Below are 19,369 nucleotides of genomic sequence, written 5' to 3' on the forward strand. Positions count from 1 at the left end.
ACCAGGCTGCACAACACCAAGCTGCACAACGATTCAACAGAACCCGTCGGCGTCACAAAAAAGCGAGGGAACTCTCCGTGGCATGCCCTAGTCTAAATTCCTGAGGGTTTTCCGTTAAGTCCGTGTCCGATGACCTACCTTTGACAGACACCGGCTCCGCCAGGGGGCAAATGCGACCGTCAGGTTCCGTCAACCGTTCGGTCCCGCCGCACCCTGGCTTCATCGCTGCTGGCGCCAGAAAGCCCAATGTTGCCACGCTGGTTGAGTTTTTGCGACGCCCCATCGTGGACATTTCGCAACACCCCACGCCCGCCCCCTGCCGGCGCCATTGACGTAAACCCCACCCCACAAACGACTTGCAATGCTACACACGATCTCATCGACGGGGACCGGCATCTTGGATGCTGTACCCCTCCCGGACCAGAACGAATATTCCAAGCCGGGATCAGAGGAGAAGTTGATGGGAACCAGGATTAGCGGACGTAGCTTGCAAGACGATTCCTTCGCCGCAGAAGAATCGGTGGACCGCCGCTCCCGAGTGATGGGAGAAGATTTCGCCGACCACCACCTGGAAGAGGCCCCCGCGGATTCTCGTGGCGTCGCCGAAGAAATGGACGGCGAGACCGACCCGACCGAAGACCCGGTGCGAATGTACTTGATGCAGATGGGTCAAATCCCCTTGCTGACACGCGACCAGGAAGTCTCCGCGGCCAAGCAAATCGAGCGAACCCGCGACCGCTACCGCCACTGCATGCTGGCGACCGACTTCATGCTGCAGGGCTCCCTGAAACTGTTGCAACAAGTCCGCGACAAGCAATTGCGATTGGATCGGACGATCGAAGTCAGCGTGACCAACGCTGTCGAAAAGAAGGCGATCATGAAACGGATCGTGCCCAACGTCCGCACGCTGGAACACCTGCTGAACCAAAACAAGGTCGACTATTTCACCGCGATCAACAAACGATTGCCGATGCGTCAACGACGTGCGGCTTGGAAAAACCTGGTCGTCCGTCGAAACAAGGCGGTCCGCTTGGTCGAAGAGATGAATCTTCGCACCGGCAAACTGCAGCCGATTTTCCAGAAGCTGGAAAAATCCTCGCGGCGGATGAACGAGATCCGCAAACAACTTCGCGAAGGTTCTTCCTCGGACCTGCCCGGCATGCCCTCGGAAAAAGAGCTTCGCAGCGAACTGAGCTATCTGATGCGGATGACGTACGAGTCGCCCAAAACGCTCGATCGCCGCGTGTTGTCTTGCGAATCCCTCCGCGAAGATTACGAAGCGGCCAAGCGAGTCCTGTCGGCCGGCAACTTGCGACTGGTCGTGTCGATCGCCAAAAAGTATCGCAACCGCGGACTGTCGTTCTTGGATCTGATCCAGGAGGGCAACACCGGGCTGATGCGAGCGGTCGACAAATTCGAACACGCCCGCGGCTACAAATTCAGCACCTACGCGACGTGGTGGATTCGACAAGCGATCACCCGTGCCATCGCCGACCAAAGCCGAACGATTCGCGTGCCGGTTCACATGATCGACACGATGAACAAGATCCGCCAAATCACCCGGGACCTGGTGCAAGAAAACGGCCGCGAACCGACGGCCGAAGAAGTCTGTGCCCGCAGCGGCCTGAGCTTGGACGACACCCGAGTGATCTTGAAAATGAGCCGCCAGCCGTTGTCGCTGGATCAACCCGTCGGCGACCACGAGGACAGCGTCTTCGGCGAGTTCCTGCAAGATCATCGCGACGACGACCCGTTGTTGGAAACCAATCGTCAAGCCCTGAAGGCTCAAATTGATCTGGCGATGGAAACGCTCAACTACCGCGAACGAGAAATCTTGCGACTGCGATACGGCCTGGCCGACGGTTACACCTACACGCTGGAAGAAGTCGGACGGATCTTTCAAGTCACCCGCGAACGCGTCCGCCAAATCGAAAGCAAGGCGGTTCGCAAGCTGCAACAACCCTATCGCGCCCGATCGTTGGCCAGCTTCCTCGACGGAGCCGACCTGGCCCTGATCGAAGGCGGCGAACCGGTTTGAGGCGTTCCCCCGGGCCGGCAACGCTGTGAAGCATTAGCCGACCGAGCCTGTCTACTTCCGGCGAAACGCCCTGGCCAACGCCGAAACCGTGATCAACCCTCCGACGATCGGAATCGCCGGAATGATCAACTTGGGCTGGGCGGCGAGCACCACGAGCGCGATCACGCCGATCACCGGTGCGCTTGCCGGCAACCATTTGGCCGGTCGCTTCAATGAAGGCCAGGCCAACCACAACGCCCCCATCACCAACCCGATGCGTCCGCACGCCGCCGCCGTAAACTCCGCGGTGCTGCCGGACCCAAACCACCACGCCAACAGCGACGCGATCAACATCGTGATCGCCAGCACCAGCGCCATCAGGCGGCGGTCACTCGGCGGCGACTTCGTTTCGGACGATCTTTCACGACGAGGCATCGGTGTCCAGTTTCGGTTCAGGTTCTGATTCCAGCGGCGCCCGAGCAGCATCACCGGCGGGAAGCCAACGCCGCCACGCCAACAGCAGCGCGCCGACGACCGCGTAGCCCGCGGCAAACTCGAACACCTTGGACCGACTTTCCGGCCCCAGCACGATCGTATCCCAGTGCTCCGGCCCCAGCGGCAAAAACAGCCGATTGCCTTCCAGTGGCGAATGCATCAGGCCGAACAGCGTGAACACGCCACAGACCAAAAACACGATGCCCGCCGTCCGCAGATTGCGATCGATCGACGCGGCCAACCCCCACGCCCACAACAAGCTGGTCAAGATAAACCCGCTGCCCAACATCGAAATCGTGGCAAAGCTTTCTTGAAACACGGGACTCAGATCGGACACCGAGACGCCAGCGTCACGCAAGGCCTGGTCGCTCAAAATCTGTCCGCTGAAATTCAACACCAACGCGGCCAGCGCGGGCAAACACGCGATCGCCACCGCCGCGTAATGCCGCTTGGGCGTCGCCGAAAAACTTTGCGCGGTGATTTCTAAACCGATAAACACCAAGATCGGCAGCACGGCGGGCTTGGGGATGATGTCGTTGAGGAACGTGAAGTACCCGATCAGCCCCGCCGATCCGATCACCAGCGCGGTCCCCAGCGTGTATCCCGCGCGGCCCCCCATCGCTTTGTAGGCCGGGTGACCGATGTAAGGCGTCGTCTGAATCACTCCGCCGGACAGCCCGGCCAGCAGCGTCGCGACCGCTTCCACACCGATCACCGTCGGGGTGTGATAGGCATCACCCGCCGCCGCGGCACTCTCGGTGCAATCGATTCCCCCGACGACCGTGGCGATCGCAAAGGGCAGGGCGATGGGAAGATACGGCACCGCATCGGGCCACGCGGAAATCCAGCTGCCGTTCCAACATTCCATCCACCGCGTCGGGAACCACTCGATCGTGCTCAAGCTGGGAAAGTGATAGCCGTCCACGCCCAACCCACACATCAGGTAGTAGATCAGCCCGGCGACCAACAGCGCCCCCAGGGTGCCGGGAACCCGTCCGGGCAGCGGCACCCGCGCGATCAACGTCGTCAACACGATGGCCAACGCGACGAGCCCCGGAAGCGGCCGAGCGAGAATCTCCGACAGCGGCAAAAAGCTGATCAACGCCAGCGCGATCGCCGCCAGGGATCCCAGCAATCCGGCGCGGGGCACCACGCGCCGCACCCAATTGGACGCCGGCGCCATCACGAGTTTCAAGACACCACTCATGACGATGCACCAAATCCCGATGTGCCAAGTGCGGTAGGCGGCATCGATCTCCGACAGCCCCAGCGAATCGACCCCTTGGCGAAACGAGGGCCCCAGGATCAACAGACAGACGCCGAACACGCTGGGCGTATCCAAACCCAGCGGCATCGCCGTCACGTCGCTGGAATTTTTTTTCCGCGCCAACCGGAAGGCGAAATAGACGAAGGCCAAATCGCCGACCAGAACCCCCAGGGCGGTGCCGGGTACCAAGGCCGAAATCGCGAACTCGGTGGGGAACCCGAACCCGCTCAGCAGGATGACGACCAGAAACAAACCGGTCAGATTATCCAGCATCAACCCAAAGAATGCATTCACATCACCGGGCATCAACCACTGGTAGCGATGGGCGTGTTGACCCGTTTGATTCGATGCGTTCAATGGAAATCCGTAAGAAAACGTTTTGCTGCGGTCTCCGCCTCGCTCCAGGCGTTTTATCGGTGAAATCAGCCTGCAACTAGCCGTTTCCACACGCTCGGCCGACAATTCACCCAAAAAGCGCTTTGACGAATGGGGCAATTGGCGAGATAATCAGTCTCTAGGGTGCACGGGGATTCTCGGTGCACAGCGGCGGTTTTGACGCACCTTTGACGCGTGCTGTGGACCGCTTGTTTCCCTTAAACACTTATCCGCTCATCGGAACCTCGGCCCATGTCTTCCACCACCGCTTCTGTCCAATCCGCTTCGGCCACCGAAAGCGATGAATTGAGCGACGAGGCATTGCTGGCCGCCTATCGAAACAGCGGGGATCGAACGCTGTTCAATCAGTTGATGGGTCGCTACCAGCGTGAAATCTACAGCTACCTGCGCCGCTACATCGGCAGCACCGAGATGGCCGAAGACGCGTTTCAGGGCACCTTTTTGCAGGTCCATCTGAAGTGCCAACAGTTTGACAGCTCGCGGCGTTTCCGCCCCTGGTTGTACGCCATCGCGACCAATCAGGCGATCGACGTCCAACGCCGCAACAAGCGGCACCGGATGGTCAGTCTGGACCGCACGCCCAACGATACCGAACAACGCAACGCCAGCTGGGCCGAAAAACTCGTCGGTGGAACCCCCGACCCCCTGGCCGCCGCGGCCTCGCAAGAAAACGGCGACTGGATGAAAGAATCGATTTCATCCCTCGGCCAACCGATGCAGCAGGTGATTCAGCTGGTCTACTACCAAGGACTGAAGTACCGCGAGGCGGCGGAAATCCTGGGAATCCCCGTGGGAACCGTCAAAAGCCGCCTGCACGCCGCCGTCCAGCGATTGGGCGTGATGTGGGAAGATTCCCACGCCCCCTCGGACGACTGATAGAATCAGCGAGCGTCGGCGCCACCGGGACGCGCTGCCCGCCCCCCCACGGTCCAGTCGCCACGATCCGCTCGACACGAACCGGTTGAGTCGACCGTGCGTAGGATTCAGCAACACTCGCCCATCGCTGCGACCGCAGCAGAGTCAGACTTTCATTCGCCCGCCGCAGTTCCTGCCGATGCACGAAGATCTGCTTGGATACCTTCTCGGAGCTCTTGAGCCAGACGAAATGCAACGCATTTCCGACTGGCTACGCGACCATCCCGAGGGCCGGGAACAGCTCGCAGAAATCGAGCGGAGCCTGAAACCGCTGGAAGACAGCTTCGAAGCGGTGGAAGCGCCCAGCGATGATCTGTTGGCCCGAACCCTGGCCGCGATCCCCGACGGCATCCCGCCGATAGAAGACACGCCGGTGGAAGACACGCCGGCCGATCCGCCGGTGACGCTGACCGATGTCGACCTGTCGGGCGAAGCCGGGGCGGGCGGCAACCGCTGGAACATCATGGATTCGATCGGCGGCCTGCTTTCGGTCGCCACGTTGCTGGCGTTGCTGTTGCCGACGATTGCCGCCGGCCGGTTCGAAGCCCGAAAAGTGGCCTGCGAAGACCGTCTGCGCCGCAATTGGACCGCGCTGATGCAATACGTTTATCGCAGTGAGCACGGGCGACTGCCCGAGGTGGCCGAGTCGGGACGGGAAGCCTTTGCCGGGATGTTCGCCATCCGACTGGCCGACGCGGGATTGCTGGACGACGCCGATCAACGTTGGTGCCCCTCGGCCGACCTGCCGATGTTGAATGATCCGGTCGGTTCAGAGCCCTCGGAGACCTCCCCGTTGGTCTCGCTTTCGACGCTGCCATCGGTGGAATCCCTGCACAAAATTCCGTACAACGATCTGAAGCAAGTCCAACAACATGCCGGCGGCCATTACGCCTACACCCTGGGTGTGATCGGGGATCAAGGATTTTCATCGCCGCGTTTCGAGGCCCGCGCGTCGTTCGCGGTGATGGCCGATGCTCCACTGGAGCACGCGATGACGGCGGACCAGCCGGCGAAGATGCGATTCAGCCACAGCGGCCAGGGAATCAACGTGCTGTACGAAGACGGCAGCATTCGATTCATCCCCGCCGATTCGCTCGATTCGATGCCCGACCACCCCTTCTTCAACCACCGCGGGACCAGCGAAGCGGGCGTCAACATCGACGACGCCAGCCTGTCACCGAGTTGGCGGGCGCCGTTCTCGATTTCCTTGCAGCGCTAACGGTCGGCGTACACCATGATGCTCTCTTCCTTCGTCACCGGCACGTTGGACTGGTCGCTGGTGACGATCGCCTTGACCAGATGCCGCCCCTCGGCGACACCCCTGGCTTTGACCCGGTAGACCATTTCATCGTTGGCCTTCAACAAGGCTCGCGGCGAGAAGGCGATGATGCCTTGCCCCTGCGGCGTGAAGTCACCTTGTTCGACCAACTGCAACCCCTGGGGAAGCTGCAACGCAACCTTGACGTTGGTGTCGTCACGCGAACCGGTGTTGCTGATTCGGATCTCGTAAATGGTGTCGCCACCGATTTCGATCGGGTCGGCGGTGTCGTTGATCGAGAACGTCAACTCGGCCAGCGAGGCCACTTCGACCTGACTCTCCGTCATGGTTTTGATGCCCAAGTCCGCCGTCGCCACCGTTTGCAACACACGGTTGCCTTCTTCGACCGGCAACAGCGTCAACGGCACTTTCCCGGATTGTCCGACCGGCAACGCGTCCAAGGACCAGAACACGGCGTGTCGAGACGCGTCGTATTGCCCTTCGTAGTCGGTTTTCACGAACGTGAATCCGCGATCCAGCTGGACACTCATCTCAACATTTTGTGCTTCGGCCGTCCCCACGTTTGCAATTTCTACCGTGTACGTGGCCTGGCGTTCCAAGAATCGACGTGAGGGTCCGGTCAGGGTCGCCTTCAACTCCGGAGCGACGACCTCGACGGCAATCGAGTGTGTGGTCTCCAACCCATCATCGCCTTTGACGCGAATCTGGTTTTGCACGACACCGGCTTGGACCGCCCGCATCCGCAAGACCTGTCGCCGGATTTCCCCCGGACCGAGCGTGCCGATCAAGTTGTCCAGCTGCGTTCCCTGGGGATGCTCCAGTCCGACCGGCACGTCTTCTTGCAGAATCACGCCGGTCGCTTCGCCGGTGCCTGGGTTGCTGACTTCCAGTTCGATCTCCAGCTGCTGACCGATCAGCACCTTTTCGGGTGCCCGTTGGACGACACGCAGTTCCGGTCGCGTGCTGATCGTTCGGACCGATGCAGCGGCTTGGAACGTGACGCGGGCGACACTGCCCAACTCACCTTCTTGCTCGGGCGTCAATTGCAACGTGATCGTGCGCTCTTGATTGGGTTCCAAATCACCCAGTTCCCAATACAACTGGGGTTGGTATTTCGGGTTCGGTCGCGGCGTCGCATCGGTCAGCGTCATGCCGTTGGGAACGCGGTCGTGGACTTGAACATTCAACGCCTTGGAACCGCCAACGTTTTTGACGGTGATGACAAACGAAGCCGGCTTGCCCACCGTCACTTCCGCAGGCGCCCGCTTGTGAATCACAACCGACGGCGACTGCGGACCGTCCAAGTAGCGTTCACCGGGTGACGCCAAGGTTGGTCCGGCGGGCTGTTGACCTTCGGCAGCGGTTTGCTGGTAACCAACACCCTGATAAACCGAGTTGCCCGGCGTTTGCGCTGCGGCTGGATAAGCTTGCGCTGCGGCTGGATAAGCTTGCGCTGCCGCTGGATAAGCTTGCGCTGTGGCTGGATAGGCCGCTCCGGGATTTGTGCCGGACTGAGGCTGCATCCCTTGCGGCTGCATGTTACCGCCGCGGGGCATCGGGGCACCGAGTGATGGCGCGGGCAACTGGGGCGCCGCGGCCATCGGGTAGCTGTCGGGGGCAGCGAAACCGCCGGACGGCTGCATGTAGCCTTGTCCCGTCGTCGCGGCTGCGGGCTGGTGGGACGGCGACGGTGTCGAATCCGCGACCTGTCCGTTGCCGACGATTTGAGGCTGCGAGGTGATGCCCAGGGTGGCCGGGGACATCGCCGGCGAAGACGCAGCCGGTGCGGGCTGCTCCGTTTCGTCTTGCATCGGAAACTGGGTGGCGCCGATCTCCAACGTCATCGCCGGTTCGCGATGGATCCGCATCGTCGACCCCGGGGCATCGGCAAATCGCGGTTGCGACGGCCCGGCCGCATCCTCGACGACCGGCGTCAACATGGCCGACGGCATCCCAGCGTTCGGGTCGACCGTATCGGTCAATGAGGCTCCGCGATCGAATCCTCGGGGTGCGGCGGCCGCAGACAATCCGGCATTCGGATCGAGCGTTTGGGAATCGGCAAACGTGCCGCCGCGCAGATCGTTGGCGGGCAGATCGTTGGCGGGCGGTTGGCCGGCCAGTTCGTTGCCGGCCAAGTCGCCGCCGGCCAGACCATTGCCGACTTGGACGTCTTGCGAACCGTTGTCGCTGGGCGTCTCGGCGAACGTGATCTCGGACATTTGCGGATGGTCGGGAAGCGATGCCGCGGGGGCATCGGCGACCGGCAATCCCATTGAAAACGAAGGCCCACCGGCGCCGGCTGGCGCGTCGATCGCGGCGTCCGCATCGGCATCCAACGGCGGCGCGTCGTCGAAACTCGGTAGCCGCATCTTCATCACCGAACGTCCGCCGACAGAGTTTTCGGGCTGCGGCGCGTTGCCGGAATCGGCCGGAAGTTCCGGCAACACCATCGAATCGCTCGACTCGGTGTGCTGGACCAGACGCACCGACGGCGACGCCGATGCTTCCGTGGAACCGGGCTCACCGACCGGTTTGAGCAATTCGACATCGTCGGGGTCGGCCGATTGCAACCCCGCCGCCGCGGCGATGGGTGAAACCGCCTTGCCGGGTGGAATTTGCTCTTCGGTCCAAGCCGATTCGGTGCTGGCTTCTTGGTCTTTTTGTGCTTGGGCGGCCATGATGGCTCCCAACAAAATCGTCACAGCACCTGCGGCGAGTCTTACGCCAAACGCTTTCATGGGTCTCAATCCGTTGGTGAAAAAACCGACTGGTCCTCCAGTGGGAACTACGGCATAACAAATTCGCCCCCGACGTGAAAAGTCCGCTTCTGCGGAACGGCATGCGACGGGAGACTGCGGCGACAGACGCCGATGGAAGGCGAGGACAGCCTTCAGAACCGGATTCGATTGTGCCCACCGATAGCAACGCGTACCCACGGATGTCAATCAGCCGGGGAATCCGTGGGTACGCGCTGCTATCCGTGGGTTTGTTTCGTTGCCGTGATCCACTACGTAGCGTCGTTCCCCAGAAACACGCCTGCAAAGAATGCCGTGGCTGTTATCATAGAGGTGACCTCCCACCTCACCGACGCCCGCCCCACCTTCGATGCCTGCACCCACCCCTCCGCCGATTTTCGCCACCCGAAACGTCACCGCCGCCGTCTTCCTCGCCGGCTTGATCGCTGTCCACCCGGTCACGGAGTCGACCGCTCAAGAGCCCGCCAAATACGAACACGGTCCCGACTCCCAACCCAACGACGCGGTTCCACACGGAACGGTCACCCAACACGTTTGGCTCGACAGCAAAGTTTTCCCGGGGACCAAACGCCGCTACAGCATCTACCTTCCGGCACAGTACGATCCCCAAACGCCCGCCGCACTGATGGTGTTTCAAGACGGGCATACCTTCCAAGGCACCACGGGCGACTACCGAGTGCCCGTCGTTTTTGACAATTTGATTGCAAAAGGCGACATGCCCGTGACCCTCGCGGTGATGATCGACCCGGGCTACACCAGTGAACTGCCGGAGAAACGGGGTTGGCGACCGCGGCCGGAAAACCGCAGCGTCGAATACGACACCGTCAGCGGCGACTACGCGGAGTTTTTGCTCACGGAAATCCTGCCGGCCGTCGAACAGGACTATCGGATCACTTCCAATCCCGAACTGCGAGCGATCTGCGGCAACAGCTCCGGAGGCATTTGCGCCTTTGGTGTCGCCTGGCATCGGCCGGACCAGTTTCGCAAGGTGCTCAGCCACATCGGCAGTTTTGTCAACATCCGCGGCGGCCACCATTACGCTGCGATGATTCGTAAAACGGAGACCAAGCCGCTGCGTGTGTTGCTCCAGGACGGTGCGAACGATTTGGACAACCAGCACGGCAACTGGCCGCTGGCGAACCAGCAGATGGCCAAGTCCCTTGAATTCGCCGGTTACGATTACAAGTTTGTGTTTGGCACCGGAGCCCACAACGGTAACCATGGCGGCGCGATTTTCCCCGACTCGCTGCGTTGGTTGTGGCGGGGATGGAAGGAGTTGACGCCGTAATGCTTCGCCCTTCGAACCCCAAGAGTCATTCGCCCCCACTCCCAGCCTCCGTCGCGGACTCGATCATTTCCAGATCTCCATCCCCCCCCACGGCGACCGATGGTGGCACCGCAGCCGATGCCTGTTTGGACGTTCCATTTGCGGTTCCCTTTGTGCATCGCTTGCGGACGACCGAGCAGATCGCGGGCACCGACTTCCCGACGTTGTTGGAGCTTTTGAAACAAGACAGCTTTGGCGACGCCAAGGTGCTGCTGGTTGCCGAACGCCCGGTCGCCGAATCGGCCGGCCACGTCACGAAACTCGCCGCTCGGTTGGCCGAATCCGCCGGCGTCAATCTGGTCAGCGAGGTGGTCTTGGTGGAAGGCGGCGAGGCGGTCAAAAATGATTCCGTCTGCGTCGAACAAATCCTCGCGACCATCAATGCCCATGACCTGGACCGCCGCAGCTACGTGATCGCGATCGGCGGCGGCGCGATGCTGGACGCGGTCGGGTATGCCGCGGCGATCGCGCACCGCGGTATTCGCCTGATTCGTCTGCCGACGACAACGCTGGCCCAAGGCGACAGCGGTGTGGGAGTCAAGAACGCGATCAACTACTTCGGCAAGAAGAACTGGGTCGGCACGTTCAGCGTTCCATGGGCCGTCATCAACGATGCGTCGTTATTGGAATCGTTGCCCGACCGAGATTTTTTCAGCGGATTCAGTGAGTCGGTGAAGGTGTCGTTGCTGAAGAGCCGGACGGAGTTTGATTGGCTGTGTGAACACGCCGATCGGATACGCGCACGCGACATGACCGTCGCTTCGGCGGCGATTGCGACGAGTTGCAAATTACACCTACGGCATATCACCGAAGGCGGTGATCCGTTTGAAATGTTAGAAGCCCGGCCGCTGGATTTCGGGCACTGGTCGGCGCACAAACTGGAACCGATCACGGACTTTGAAATTCGCCACGGTGAAGCCGTCGCGATCGGAGTCGCGATCGACTGTTTCTACTCGCATCTCAAACTCGGCTTCCGCATCGAAGACGTGCATCGCGTGTGCGAGTGCTTGCACGCGCTCGGTTTGCCACTCTGGCACGAAGCGTTGTCGCCGCTGGATCGCTTGCTCGACGGGCTGGAAGAGTTCCGTCAACACCTCGGCGGTCGCTTGACGATCACGATGCTCGAGGGCGTCGGCCAGAGCATCGATGTGCATGAAATCGACACGGCGACGATGGCCAAAGCGATCGAGATGTTGAGAGCGGCTGGGGACCGCATCACAGCACGCGCCTAGCGGCAACGTCTTGCAACGCCTTGTCCCCAGGCTCTGTCTGGGGACACACGGTACGGGAGGCTCGGGACGTCGATTGGATTACTGCAGGATTTGGCAACGGATTTAGACTCTCTCCCTCTGGGAGAGACGGCGTTTGCGCAGCAAGCAAACGCCAGAGAGGGCCGACGGCTTGCGAATGTGTTGACGACTTCCGCTACGATCAACTCCGCCACTTAGACAATTGCCCCCCCGGCCTTCCGGTCACCAGAATGCAAAGAGGCGGAGCCTCCGACACATTGCGTTCCCAGGCCGGAGCCTGGGAACGAGGGAAGAATTTGCTCCTCTCAAAATTTCGATTCGCATCCACTTCGTAACGGCCTGATCGGACATGCAGAAGGAGTTTTACCGGATCGGCGTTTTGTTGCTGATCCTGTGGCTGGTGCGGATCGTCGATGCGACGATTCCCTATGCGTTGACGAACCTCGGGCTGCAACCACGTCAATGGAGTGGGCTGCCGGGGATCATCACCATGCCATTTCTGCATGGCAGCTTTGGCCATCTGTTTAGCAACACGATGTCATTGGGAATCCTGTTGGGCTTGCTGGTCGGCTCGCAGAAAGCCCCCTGGTTGCTCGCCGCGCTGACCTCCGTCGCCGGCGCGTCGCTGCTCTGGCTGGTCGGCCGAGATGCGAATCATGTCGGCGCCAGCGGTCTGGTGTTCGGGCTGATCGGATTGATGATCGTCAGCGGCTTCTTGAATCGCAGACTGGTCCCGGTGGGCGTCGCGATCGTGGTCGGCATCCTGTTCGGCGGCACGCTGCTGTCGGGGATCCTGCCGGGCGGCGGTGCGGAAGTTTCCTGGGATGGCCATCTCTGCGGTCTCATCGGCGGCGCCGCGGTCGCGTTTTTCACCAGCGCCGAAGCCGGACGGTTCAGAATCAAAACCTGATCGGCCGGCAAGTGGGATAGGCTTCCAACCTGTCATTCCAGCATCGACGAGCCTGGAAGCCTATCCCACTCGCTGCTTTTGACGAGCCTGGAAGCCTATCCCACAAAAAAACGCCCGAACCAAATGGCTCGGGCGTTTTCGTATTGTTGATTGATTCGGGGGTAGCGGATCAATACATGTCGTGGTCGCCGCCGTGGCCTTTGGCACCGGCCTTGGGTTTTTCGGCAACCAGGGCGTCGCTGGTCAGCAACAGGGTTGCGACGCTTGCGGCGTTACCGAGTGCGGTACGCGTGACCTTGGTGGGGTCGATGACGCCGGCCTTGACCAGGTCTTCGTAGGTATCGGTCAGCGCGTTGTAGCCACCGTTGCCCTTCATCGCAGCAACTTTCTCGCAAACGATTCCGCCGTCTTGGCCGGCGTTTTGGGCGATCATGTTCAGCGGGGCGCGGCAGGAACGCAGGACGATGTTGTAACCGACTCGCTCGTCGTCGCTCAGGTCATCGCCGGGCTTGACGGTGCTGCTGGCACGCAGCAGGGCGACGCCACCACCGGGCAGGATTCCTTCTTCGACGGCGGCACGGGTTGCGTGCAGTGCATCTTCGACGCGAGCCTTCTTTTCCTTCATCTCGCTTTCGGTTGCGGCACCGACGTTGACCTTGGCGACACCACCGGCCAGTTTGGCCAATCGCTCTTCCAGCTTTTCGCGATCGTAATCGCTGGTGCTGTTTTCGATTTCACGACGGATTTGGTCGATGCGAGCCTTGATGTCGCTGCTCTTGCCGGCACCTTCGATGATGGTGGTGTTGTCCTTGTCGATGATGATCTTCTTGGCACGACCGAGTTGCGGCAGGTCGACGCTTTCCAGCTTGATGCCCAGTGCTTCGAAGATGGCTTGACCACCGGTCAGGATGGCGATGTCTTCCATCATGGCCTTGCGTCGGTCGCCGTAACCGGGAGCCTTGACGGCACAGACGTTGAACGTGCCTCGCAGACGGTTGATGACCAACGTGGCCAGTGCTTCGCCGTCGACGTCTTCGGCGATGATCAACAGCGGCTTGCCCTGTTGGACGACCTTTTCCAACATCGGGACCATGTCCTTGATGCTGCTGATTTTCTTTTCGAAGACCAGGATGTAGGCGTCTTCGAGGACGGCTTCCATGCTGGCGCTGTCGGTGACGAAGTACGGCGACAGGTAGCCGCGATCAAACTGCATCCCTTCGACCCACTCCTGCTCGGTTTGCAGGCTCTTGCCTTCGTCGACGGTGATGACGCCGTCCTTGCCGACCTTGCTCATCGCGTCGGCCAACAGTTCGCCGATTTCGCGGTCGTTGTTGCTGGCGATCGTCGCGACGTCTGCCATCGCCGACTGATCCTTGACCTTGGTGGCCATCGAATGCAGTTTTTCGGTCAGATCGGCGACGGCTTTTTCGATGCCCTGCTTCATCTTGATCGGGTTGACACCGGCGACGACGGCCTTCAAGCCTTCGTTGAAGATCGCTTCGGCCATCACGGTCGCGGTCGTGGTTCCGTCACCGGCGACGTCGCTGGTCTTGCTGGCGACTTCGCGAACCATCCGGGCGCCCATGTTCTCATAGACGTCTTCCAGCTCGATTTCCTTCGCCACGGTGACACCGTCTTTGGTGACGGTCGGGCTGCCGAAACTCTTCTGCAAGATCACGTTGCGGCCCTTGGGACCGAGGGTGACCTTGACGGTGCGAGCCAGTTTGGAAACGCCTCGGCGAATCGCCTCACGGGCTTCCTGCTCAAATGCAATGATCTTTGCCATGGAATTCTATTTAGGTGTGTTGTTAGAGGTTTTTGATCGGGTGGGATGCGAACGGAAATTGCTCGGCAGCGGCCTAGAGGCAGCGGCCTAGAGGCAGCGGCCTAGCCGATCACCGCCAGAACGTCGTCTTCACGCATCAGCAAATATTCTTCGCCATCGATCTCGACCGACTCGCCGGCGTAACTGCTGAACAGCACGTGGTCGCCTTCGGAAAGCTGGCTTTGTCCACGGGTGCCGTCATCGAGCAGCTTGCCCGTGCCGATTGCCACGACGGTGCCCCGGGCCGGTTTTTCTCGTGCCGAATCGGGAAGAACGATCCCGCCAGCGGTCGTTTCTTCGACTTCTTCACGCTGGACCACGATTCGCTCGCCGATCGGTTGCAGACGAACGGAAGCCTTTTTCTTGGTGGCAGTCGCCATAGTTGCGGATACCTTTTCTGTAGTGCGGGAAATTGAATGGAGAATGTCTTGTCGGCTGCCGCCAGCGGCAATTGGCCTGCTCAGTCGTAATCAGCCAGCCGTATTCAGCCAGTCGCGATCAACACGACGGCGGCCGAAACGACCACTTGGCAGTCCACCGCGCGAAGTCGACTATACGGAGTCCACTGGCGAGCGACTGTCGTTTGGGGGCCTGACGGCCGCGCCAAGTTGACAGTTTTTCTGACTGGCACGCCGAGCAGCAAACGGTGTGCCAGATCCTGACCGCGGCCGGGACATCACACTCCTCCAACCGCACCAAGCCCCCAAAGAGCCTGAAAATGTCGTTGCAGAAAGTTTCCTGAAGGTCGCTGATCGCGGACGCGTATCTTGGTGCATTTCCGGTTTCTGCAACAGGGGCCAAATCATCTGCCCCGAGCGGAATCTTCCAGAGCTGGCCGGTTTTTCGCCAGCGACACCGCAGAATCGAGGGTCGCAACCATCAGCGGCACGGCGATTGGCCCGTCGACAGCCCGCGGCCCGGCGAATAATGCCATCCACTTTGACGCCACGCGCGGTGCTTTCTCTTAGCAGTAGGGCGCGAGCGGGCTGTCGATTTTGTGAGCCGCGACGCGTAAGCGGCCGGGCACGGCGACGCTGCCCGAGGCCTGACGGCCAGCGGCTCACCATTGACTCAGCAGATCCCGACTCCATCGACAGCCGGCTCGCGCCGTTCCGCTAACACCGTGAGAGCCAAAGTAGATGGCATTTGGCCAACGCACGCGGGCCGGCCAGAAACGACAAATTGGCAGGCGTGTATTCCCACAAGTCGCAAGGCTTGAAGTCACCCTCCCTCTGGGAGGGTGACCTTCAAAACTCCCAATCTCATTCGACAAGGTCGCCCACGGATGAACGAACGGATGAACAAACCAACGAAGATTGCTTTGCCGCTAAACTCCCCGCGGTCCATTCCATCGACAAGTTGCAGCTCGGCCGTGCCAATTGGCCCGGCGGTTGCATCAAGGTTTTGTCTGGCCAGTTCCCCTGCCAAAACTGCTTTTCAGCGTTCCAAATAAGCCAATACGGGTTCTTAGATGCTCCTTTTTGATCCGATCTACCTGCTTTTCATCGCCCCCCCGCTGCTGCTAGGGCTGTTCGCCCAGTGGCGGGTCAAAAGCACGTTCGCGTCCATGTCCCAGGTCCAAGCACGGATGAGCGGCGCCCAAGCGGCGCGACAAATGCTCGATTCGGCAGGCCTGCACCAGGTCGGGGTCGAACAAGTCCCCGGCCACCTGAGCGACCACTACGACCCCCGCGCCAAGGTGCTGCGGTTGAGTCCCGAAGTTTACGGCGGGCGATCGATGGCCGCGCTCGGGGTTGCCTGTCACGAGGCGGGCCACGCGTTTCAAGACGCCAAGGGCTACGCACCGCTGATCATTCGCAACATGGCCGTCCCGGCGGCGAATTTCGGCAGCAACATCGGGGTCACCCTGGCCACCATCGGGCTGTTTCTCAGTTACCAAATCCCTTCGGTGGGCAACCTGTTGCTGCTGGCGGGAATCGTCTTGTTCGCCGGCGTGGTGTTCTTTCAAGTCGTCAACCTGCCGGTGGAGTTTGACGCCAGCGCCCGGGCGCGACGCCACTTGGTGTCCGCCAATTTGATCGCGGCCAACGAGGAACACTTCGTCGCCAAGGTGCTCAACGCCGCGGCGTTGACCTACGTGGCCGGAACGCTGCAAGCGATCATGACGCTCGCCTACTTCATTTTCCGTTTGATGGGTGACCGACGCTAGGCGTTTGCCGGTACGATGGGGCGCATGAACGATGCGCTCCGTCAAATCACCGAAGGCCAATTCCAAACCTACAGCAAGCTGCCGTGGCTGATGTTGGTGGTGTTCGCCGTGCCGCTGGCCGTGGGGGCGTGGCGTTTCCGCACCTATCCGACAAAGCTGTGGATCGCCGTCCTGACGATCACCCTGGCCGGAAGCGTCTTCACGGTCTTTTCCCCCGACAGTTTCATCTGGGTCGCGGCGCTCGACTGGCTACTCTTGATCGTGGCGACGGTCGATTTTCTGTCGATCTACTTGTCGACCAATCACGGGATCCACGCCAGTCGCGAAATCGCCCGCTCCTGCTCGCTGGGTGTTCCGGTTGAAAGCCATCTGACGGTCGAAAACCTTTCCGGCATCACCCTGGTCGGCCACGCGCGGGACGACCTGCCGGACGATTTCGAATCCTCCCCCGACCAGCACCGATTGCGATTGCCGCCCCGTGGACGCGTCAGCTTTCGCCGCAAATTGACGCCCGGCCGCCGCGGGGCGTTCCGACTCGAGCACGTTTCGCTCCGCTTCCTCAGCCCGCTTCGGCTGTGGCATCGCTACATCCAGATTCCGCTGGAAAGCGAGCTGAACGTTTACCCGGACATGAAACAGTTGAGCGACTATGCGTTGCTCGCCCGCACGAATCGATTGAGCCTGATCGGCGTCCGCCGCACCCGACGGATCGGCCAAGACAGCGATTTTGAACGTCTGCGCGACTACAGCCGAGACGACAATTTTCGCCACATCGATTGGCGCAGCACCGCCCGCCGAAACAAGCTGACCGTTCGGCAATTCCAAAGCGACCAAAGCCAACGGGTGATCTTCCTGCTCGACTGCGGCCGCATGATGACCAACACCCGCGACGGCTACACGTTGCTCGATCACGCCATGAATTCCGCGCTGATGATGGCCTACGTCGCGCTGCACCAGGGCGACGCGGTGGGAATGCTGTGCTTTTCCGATTCCGTGCATGCCTACATCCCGCCCCACGGAGGAAAGAGCCAAATGAATCGCCTGATTCATGCCTGCTTTGACCAGTTCCCCCGGATGGTCGAATCACGATACGACCAGGCGTTTCTGTACCTCCGCAACCATTGCAAACGCCGATCGCTGGTCGTCCTGGCGACCAACATCATCGATGAAGTCAACGCGGCGGCCGTCACGGACTACCTGGGCAACATCAACGGCCAGCACCTGCCGATGGGAGTGATCCTGAGGGACCGCACCCTGTTCGAGGCGGCCGACCACCCCGAGGGCGACGAATCGAACCTGTATCGCGCCGCCGCGGCCGCCGACATCCTCGTCTGGCGCGACCAAGTCCTCAAAGACCTGGAGCACCGCGGCGTGCTGATGGTCGACACGTTTCCGGACGAATTGACCGCGCCGCTGGTCAACCAATACCTGGAGATCAAGGCCAAGCATTTGCTCTAGCCTTCTTGGATAACGTGGCTATCGAAATCGCATGACTCTGGTAATCTGGTGGGTTCGCAAAAACCATTCACCCGACCGCAGATTGATCCATGCCCCGTCGCTCGTATAAGAATTCACCCGGCAAAAAGCCTTCCGCCGCCAAGCGGACGGGGGGCAAGCCGAAACGTGGGGCACGCAAGCCGAAGGCCAAAACCTCCGAAAGCGAGCCGAAATCGCAGTCGGCGGCACCCAAGAAACGCCCCGCCAGCAAAGACACGGCCGGCAAACGCACCACCAAACGCACGGCCGGCAAACGCACCAGGCGAGCCCCCGCCGCCGCGACGACCAGCACGCGGGATCAACCGCAACGGCTGCAACGACTGCTGGCGGCCGCGGGATTCGGAAGCCGACGCCAATGCGAATCGCTGATCGAAGAAGGACGCGTCGAAGTCGATGGCGAGATCGCCGCGGAACTGGGGACCGTGGTCGACCCCAAGAGCAGTAAGGTGCTCGTCGACGGCGTGCCGCTGAGACAACAGAAACTCGTTTATTACGCCGTCAACAAACCGACCGGCTTTTTGAGCACCAACGCCGACCCGCGCGGACGCCAACGCGTCATCGATCTGGTCCCCAACAGCGAACGCGTTTTCCCCGTCGGACGACTGGATCAGAGCAGCCAGGGGCTGATGCTGTTGACCAACGACGGTGATTTGGCCCAGCAATTGTCGCACCCCAAATACGGCGTCCGAAAAGTCTATCGCGTCACCGTGGCCGGCAAGATCGATGGCGAAACGATGCGGAGCATGCGCAAGGGCATCTATATTTCGGACGGATTCGTTCGCGTCGAAGGGGCCAAGATCGTCAAGTCGCGGGCCCGCGCGACCGAAATGGAGATCACGCTCCGCGAAGGCAAGAATCGCGAGATCCGCCGAATCCTGGCGCGGCTGGGGCACAAGGTCCAGACCTTGCGCCGGATTGCGATCGGACCGCTGCGAATCGGCGACATGCCGGTCGGTGCCCACCGCGTGCTGTCGCGCGATGAAGTCAGCCGGCTGAGAAAAGCGATCGAACATAGCCGCGACGAAGTCGCCGACGAAACGCCGCGACGCCGACCGGCTGGCAAGGGGACCAAGAAACGGTCCGCAAAAAAGAAATCGGCCGGGAAACGACGTTACGCCGAAAGCCGCAACGACGTCACCGCGCGGCGGACGAGCCGAAAACCGGCGACGACGAAGTTTTCATTCAAACCGAAGAAGTCCGACGGCGGCGGCTCGATCATCGGCGGCGATTGAACCGACGTTCCAAGGCAGAGCCTTGGAACGAGT

Annotated in this window: 14 protein-coding genes; 9 read left to right on the plus strand and 5 right to left on the minus strand. The window is 61.0% G+C overall.

What is annotated here, in order from left to right:
• Nucleotides 1-460 precede the first annotated feature (460 nt).
• Nucleotides 461-2,038, plus strand: coding sequence for a sigma-70 family RNA polymerase sigma factor (locus Enr13x_RS30210; RefSeq protein ID WP_197455456.1), 1,578 nt, complete (start codon nucleotides 461-463; stop codon nucleotides 2,036-2,038).
• A gap of 51 nt (nucleotides 2,039-2,089) precedes the next feature.
• On the opposite strand, the gene Enr13x_RS30215 is transcribed toward Enr13x_RS30210, so the two are convergent.
• A complete protein-coding gene (locus Enr13x_RS30215) occupies nucleotides 2,090-2,452 on the minus strand; it encodes a hypothetical protein (protein ID WP_231743865.1) in 363 nt (120 codons plus the stop codon).
• Nucleotides 2,439-4,085 (minus strand): permease, encoded by a 1,647-nt coding sequence (locus Enr13x_RS30220; RefSeq protein ID WP_231744459.1) that lies wholly within the window; start codon nucleotides 4,083-4,085, stop codon nucleotides 2,439-2,441. The genes Enr13x_RS30215 and Enr13x_RS30220 overlap by 14 nt, the downstream gene beginning before the upstream one ends.
• A 321-nt stretch (nucleotides 4,086-4,406) precedes the next feature.
• Here Enr13x_RS30220 and Enr13x_RS30225 point away from each other — a divergent pair, with 321 nt between their 5' ends.
• Nucleotides 4,407-5,051, plus strand: a complete 645-nt coding sequence (locus Enr13x_RS30225; RefSeq protein ID WP_145390595.1) for an RNA polymerase sigma factor — start codon at nucleotides 4,407-4,409, stop codon at nucleotides 5,049-5,051.
• Between the two features lie 229 nt (nucleotides 5,052-5,280).
• On the plus strand, nucleotides 5,281-6,309 hold the full coding sequence (locus tag Enr13x_RS30230; protein WP_145390597.1) for a hypothetical protein: 1,029 nt from the start codon (nucleotides 5,281-5,283) through the stop codon (nucleotides 6,307-6,309).
• Here the strand turns inward: Enr13x_RS30230 and Enr13x_RS30235 are convergent.
• Nucleotides 6,306-9,107: a DUF11 domain-containing protein gene (locus tag Enr13x_RS30235; protein WP_197455457.1), complete on the minus strand. Its 2,802-nt coding sequence runs from the start codon at nucleotides 9,105-9,107 to the stop codon at nucleotides 6,306-6,308. The two genes, Enr13x_RS30230 and Enr13x_RS30235, sit on opposite strands and share 4 nt — an antisense overlap.
• Before the next feature lie 367 nt (nucleotides 9,108-9,474).
• Between Enr13x_RS30235 and Enr13x_RS30245 the strand changes: the two genes are divergently transcribed.
• The 3 genes from Enr13x_RS30245 to Enr13x_RS30255 all read left to right on the plus strand — a co-directional run bounded on the left by Enr13x_RS30245 (nucleotide 9,475) and on the right by Enr13x_RS30255 (nucleotide 12,612).
• A complete protein-coding gene (locus Enr13x_RS30245) occupies nucleotides 9,475-10,413 on the plus strand; it encodes an alpha/beta hydrolase (protein WP_145390602.1) in 939 nt (312 codons plus the stop codon).
• A 125-nt stretch (nucleotides 10,414-10,538) separates the two neighbouring features.
• A complete protein-coding gene (locus Enr13x_RS30250) occupies nucleotides 10,539-11,684 on the plus strand; it encodes a 3-dehydroquinate synthase (RefSeq protein ID WP_231743866.1) in 1,146 nt (381 codons plus the stop codon).
• A 367-nt stretch (nucleotides 11,685-12,051) separates the two neighbouring features.
• Nucleotides 12,052-12,612, plus strand: coding sequence for a rhomboid family intramembrane serine protease (locus Enr13x_RS30255; protein ID WP_145390605.1), 561 nt, complete (start codon nucleotides 12,052-12,054; stop codon nucleotides 12,610-12,612).
• Nucleotides 12,613-12,781: 169 nt separating this feature from the next.
• Here Enr13x_RS30255 and groL read toward each other — a convergent pair whose 3' ends face one another.
• Nucleotides 12,782-14,398, minus strand: coding sequence for a chaperonin GroEL (gene groL, locus Enr13x_RS30260; RefSeq protein ID WP_145390607.1), 1,617 nt, complete (start codon nucleotides 14,396-14,398; stop codon nucleotides 12,782-12,784).
• 101 nt (nucleotides 14,399-14,499) lie between these two features.
• Nucleotides 14,500-14,817, minus strand: a complete 318-nt coding sequence (groES, locus tag Enr13x_RS30265; RefSeq protein WP_145390609.1) for a co-chaperone GroES — start codon at nucleotides 14,815-14,817, stop codon at nucleotides 14,500-14,502.
• Nucleotides 14,818-15,908: 1,091 nt separating this feature from the next.
• Between groES and Enr13x_RS30270 the strand changes: the two genes are divergently transcribed.
• The 3 genes from Enr13x_RS30270 to Enr13x_RS30280 all read left to right on the plus strand — a co-directional run bounded on the left by Enr13x_RS30270 (nucleotide 15,909) and on the right by Enr13x_RS30280 (nucleotide 19,336).
• On the plus strand, nucleotides 15,909-16,607 hold the full coding sequence (locus Enr13x_RS30270; RefSeq protein ID WP_145390611.1) for a zinc metallopeptidase: 699 nt from the start codon (nucleotides 15,909-15,911) through the stop codon (nucleotides 16,605-16,607).
• Between the two features lie 24 nt (nucleotides 16,608-16,631).
• Nucleotides 16,632-18,065: a DUF58 domain-containing protein gene (locus Enr13x_RS30275; RefSeq protein WP_145390613.1), complete on the plus strand. Its 1,434-nt coding sequence runs from the start codon at nucleotides 16,632-16,634 to the stop codon at nucleotides 18,063-18,065.
• 89 nt (nucleotides 18,066-18,154) lie between these two features.
• Nucleotides 18,155-19,336, plus strand: coding sequence for a pseudouridine synthase (locus Enr13x_RS30280; RefSeq protein WP_197455458.1), 1,182 nt, complete (start codon nucleotides 18,155-18,157; stop codon nucleotides 19,334-19,336).
• Nucleotides 19,337-19,369 lie beyond the last annotated feature (33 nt).

It is taken from the genome of Stieleria neptunia, assembly GCF_007754155.1.
Taxonomy (GTDB): Bacteria; Planctomycetota; Planctomycetia; order Pirellulales; family Pirellulaceae; genus Stieleria; species Stieleria neptunia.

Bases quoted from the DNA above. Each gene is read 5' to 3' on its own strand.
- Enr13x_RS30210 (WP_197455456.1), top strand. From the start codon at position 461: ATGGGAACCAGGATTAGCGGACGTAGCTTGCAAGACGATTCCTTCGCC.
- Enr13x_RS30215 (WP_231743865.1), bottom strand. From the start codon at position 2,452: ATGCCTCGTCGTGAAAGATCGTCCGAAACGAAGTCGCCGCCGAGTGAC.
- Enr13x_RS30220 (WP_231744459.1), bottom strand. From the start codon at position 4,085: ATGCCCGGTGATGTGAATGCATTCTTTGGGTTGATGCTGGATAATCTG.
- Enr13x_RS30225 (WP_145390595.1), top strand. From the start codon at position 4,407: ATGTCTTCCACCACCGCTTCTGTCCAATCCGCTTCGGCCACCGAAAGC.
- Enr13x_RS30230 (WP_145390597.1), top strand. From the start codon at position 5,281: ATGCAACGCATTTCCGACTGGCTACGCGACCATCCCGAGGGCCGGGAA.
- Enr13x_RS30235 (WP_197455457.1), bottom strand. From the start codon at position 9,107: ATGAAAGCGTTTGGCGTAAGACTCGCCGCAGGTGCTGTGACGATTTTG.
- Enr13x_RS30245 (WP_145390602.1), top strand. From the start codon at position 9,475: ATGCCTGCACCCACCCCTCCGCCGATTTTCGCCACCCGAAACGTCACC.
- Enr13x_RS30255 (WP_145390605.1), top strand. From the start codon at position 12,052: ATGCAGAAGGAGTTTTACCGGATCGGCGTTTTGTTGCTGATCCTGTGG.
- groL (WP_145390607.1), bottom strand. From the start codon at position 14,398: ATGGCAAAGATCATTGCATTTGAGCAGGAAGCCCGTGAGGCGATTCGC.
- groES (WP_145390609.1), bottom strand. From the start codon at position 14,817: ATGGCGACTGCCACCAAGAAAAAGGCTTCCGTTCGTCTGCAACCGATC.
- Enr13x_RS30270 (WP_145390611.1), top strand. From the start codon at position 15,909: ATGCTCCTTTTTGATCCGATCTACCTGCTTTTCATCGCCCCCCCGCTG.
- Enr13x_RS30275 (WP_145390613.1), top strand. From the start codon at position 16,632: ATGAACGATGCGCTCCGTCAAATCACCGAAGGCCAATTCCAAACCTAC.
- Enr13x_RS30280 (WP_197455458.1), top strand. From the start codon at position 18,155: ATGCCCCGTCGCTCGTATAAGAATTCACCCGGCAAAAAGCCTTCCGCC.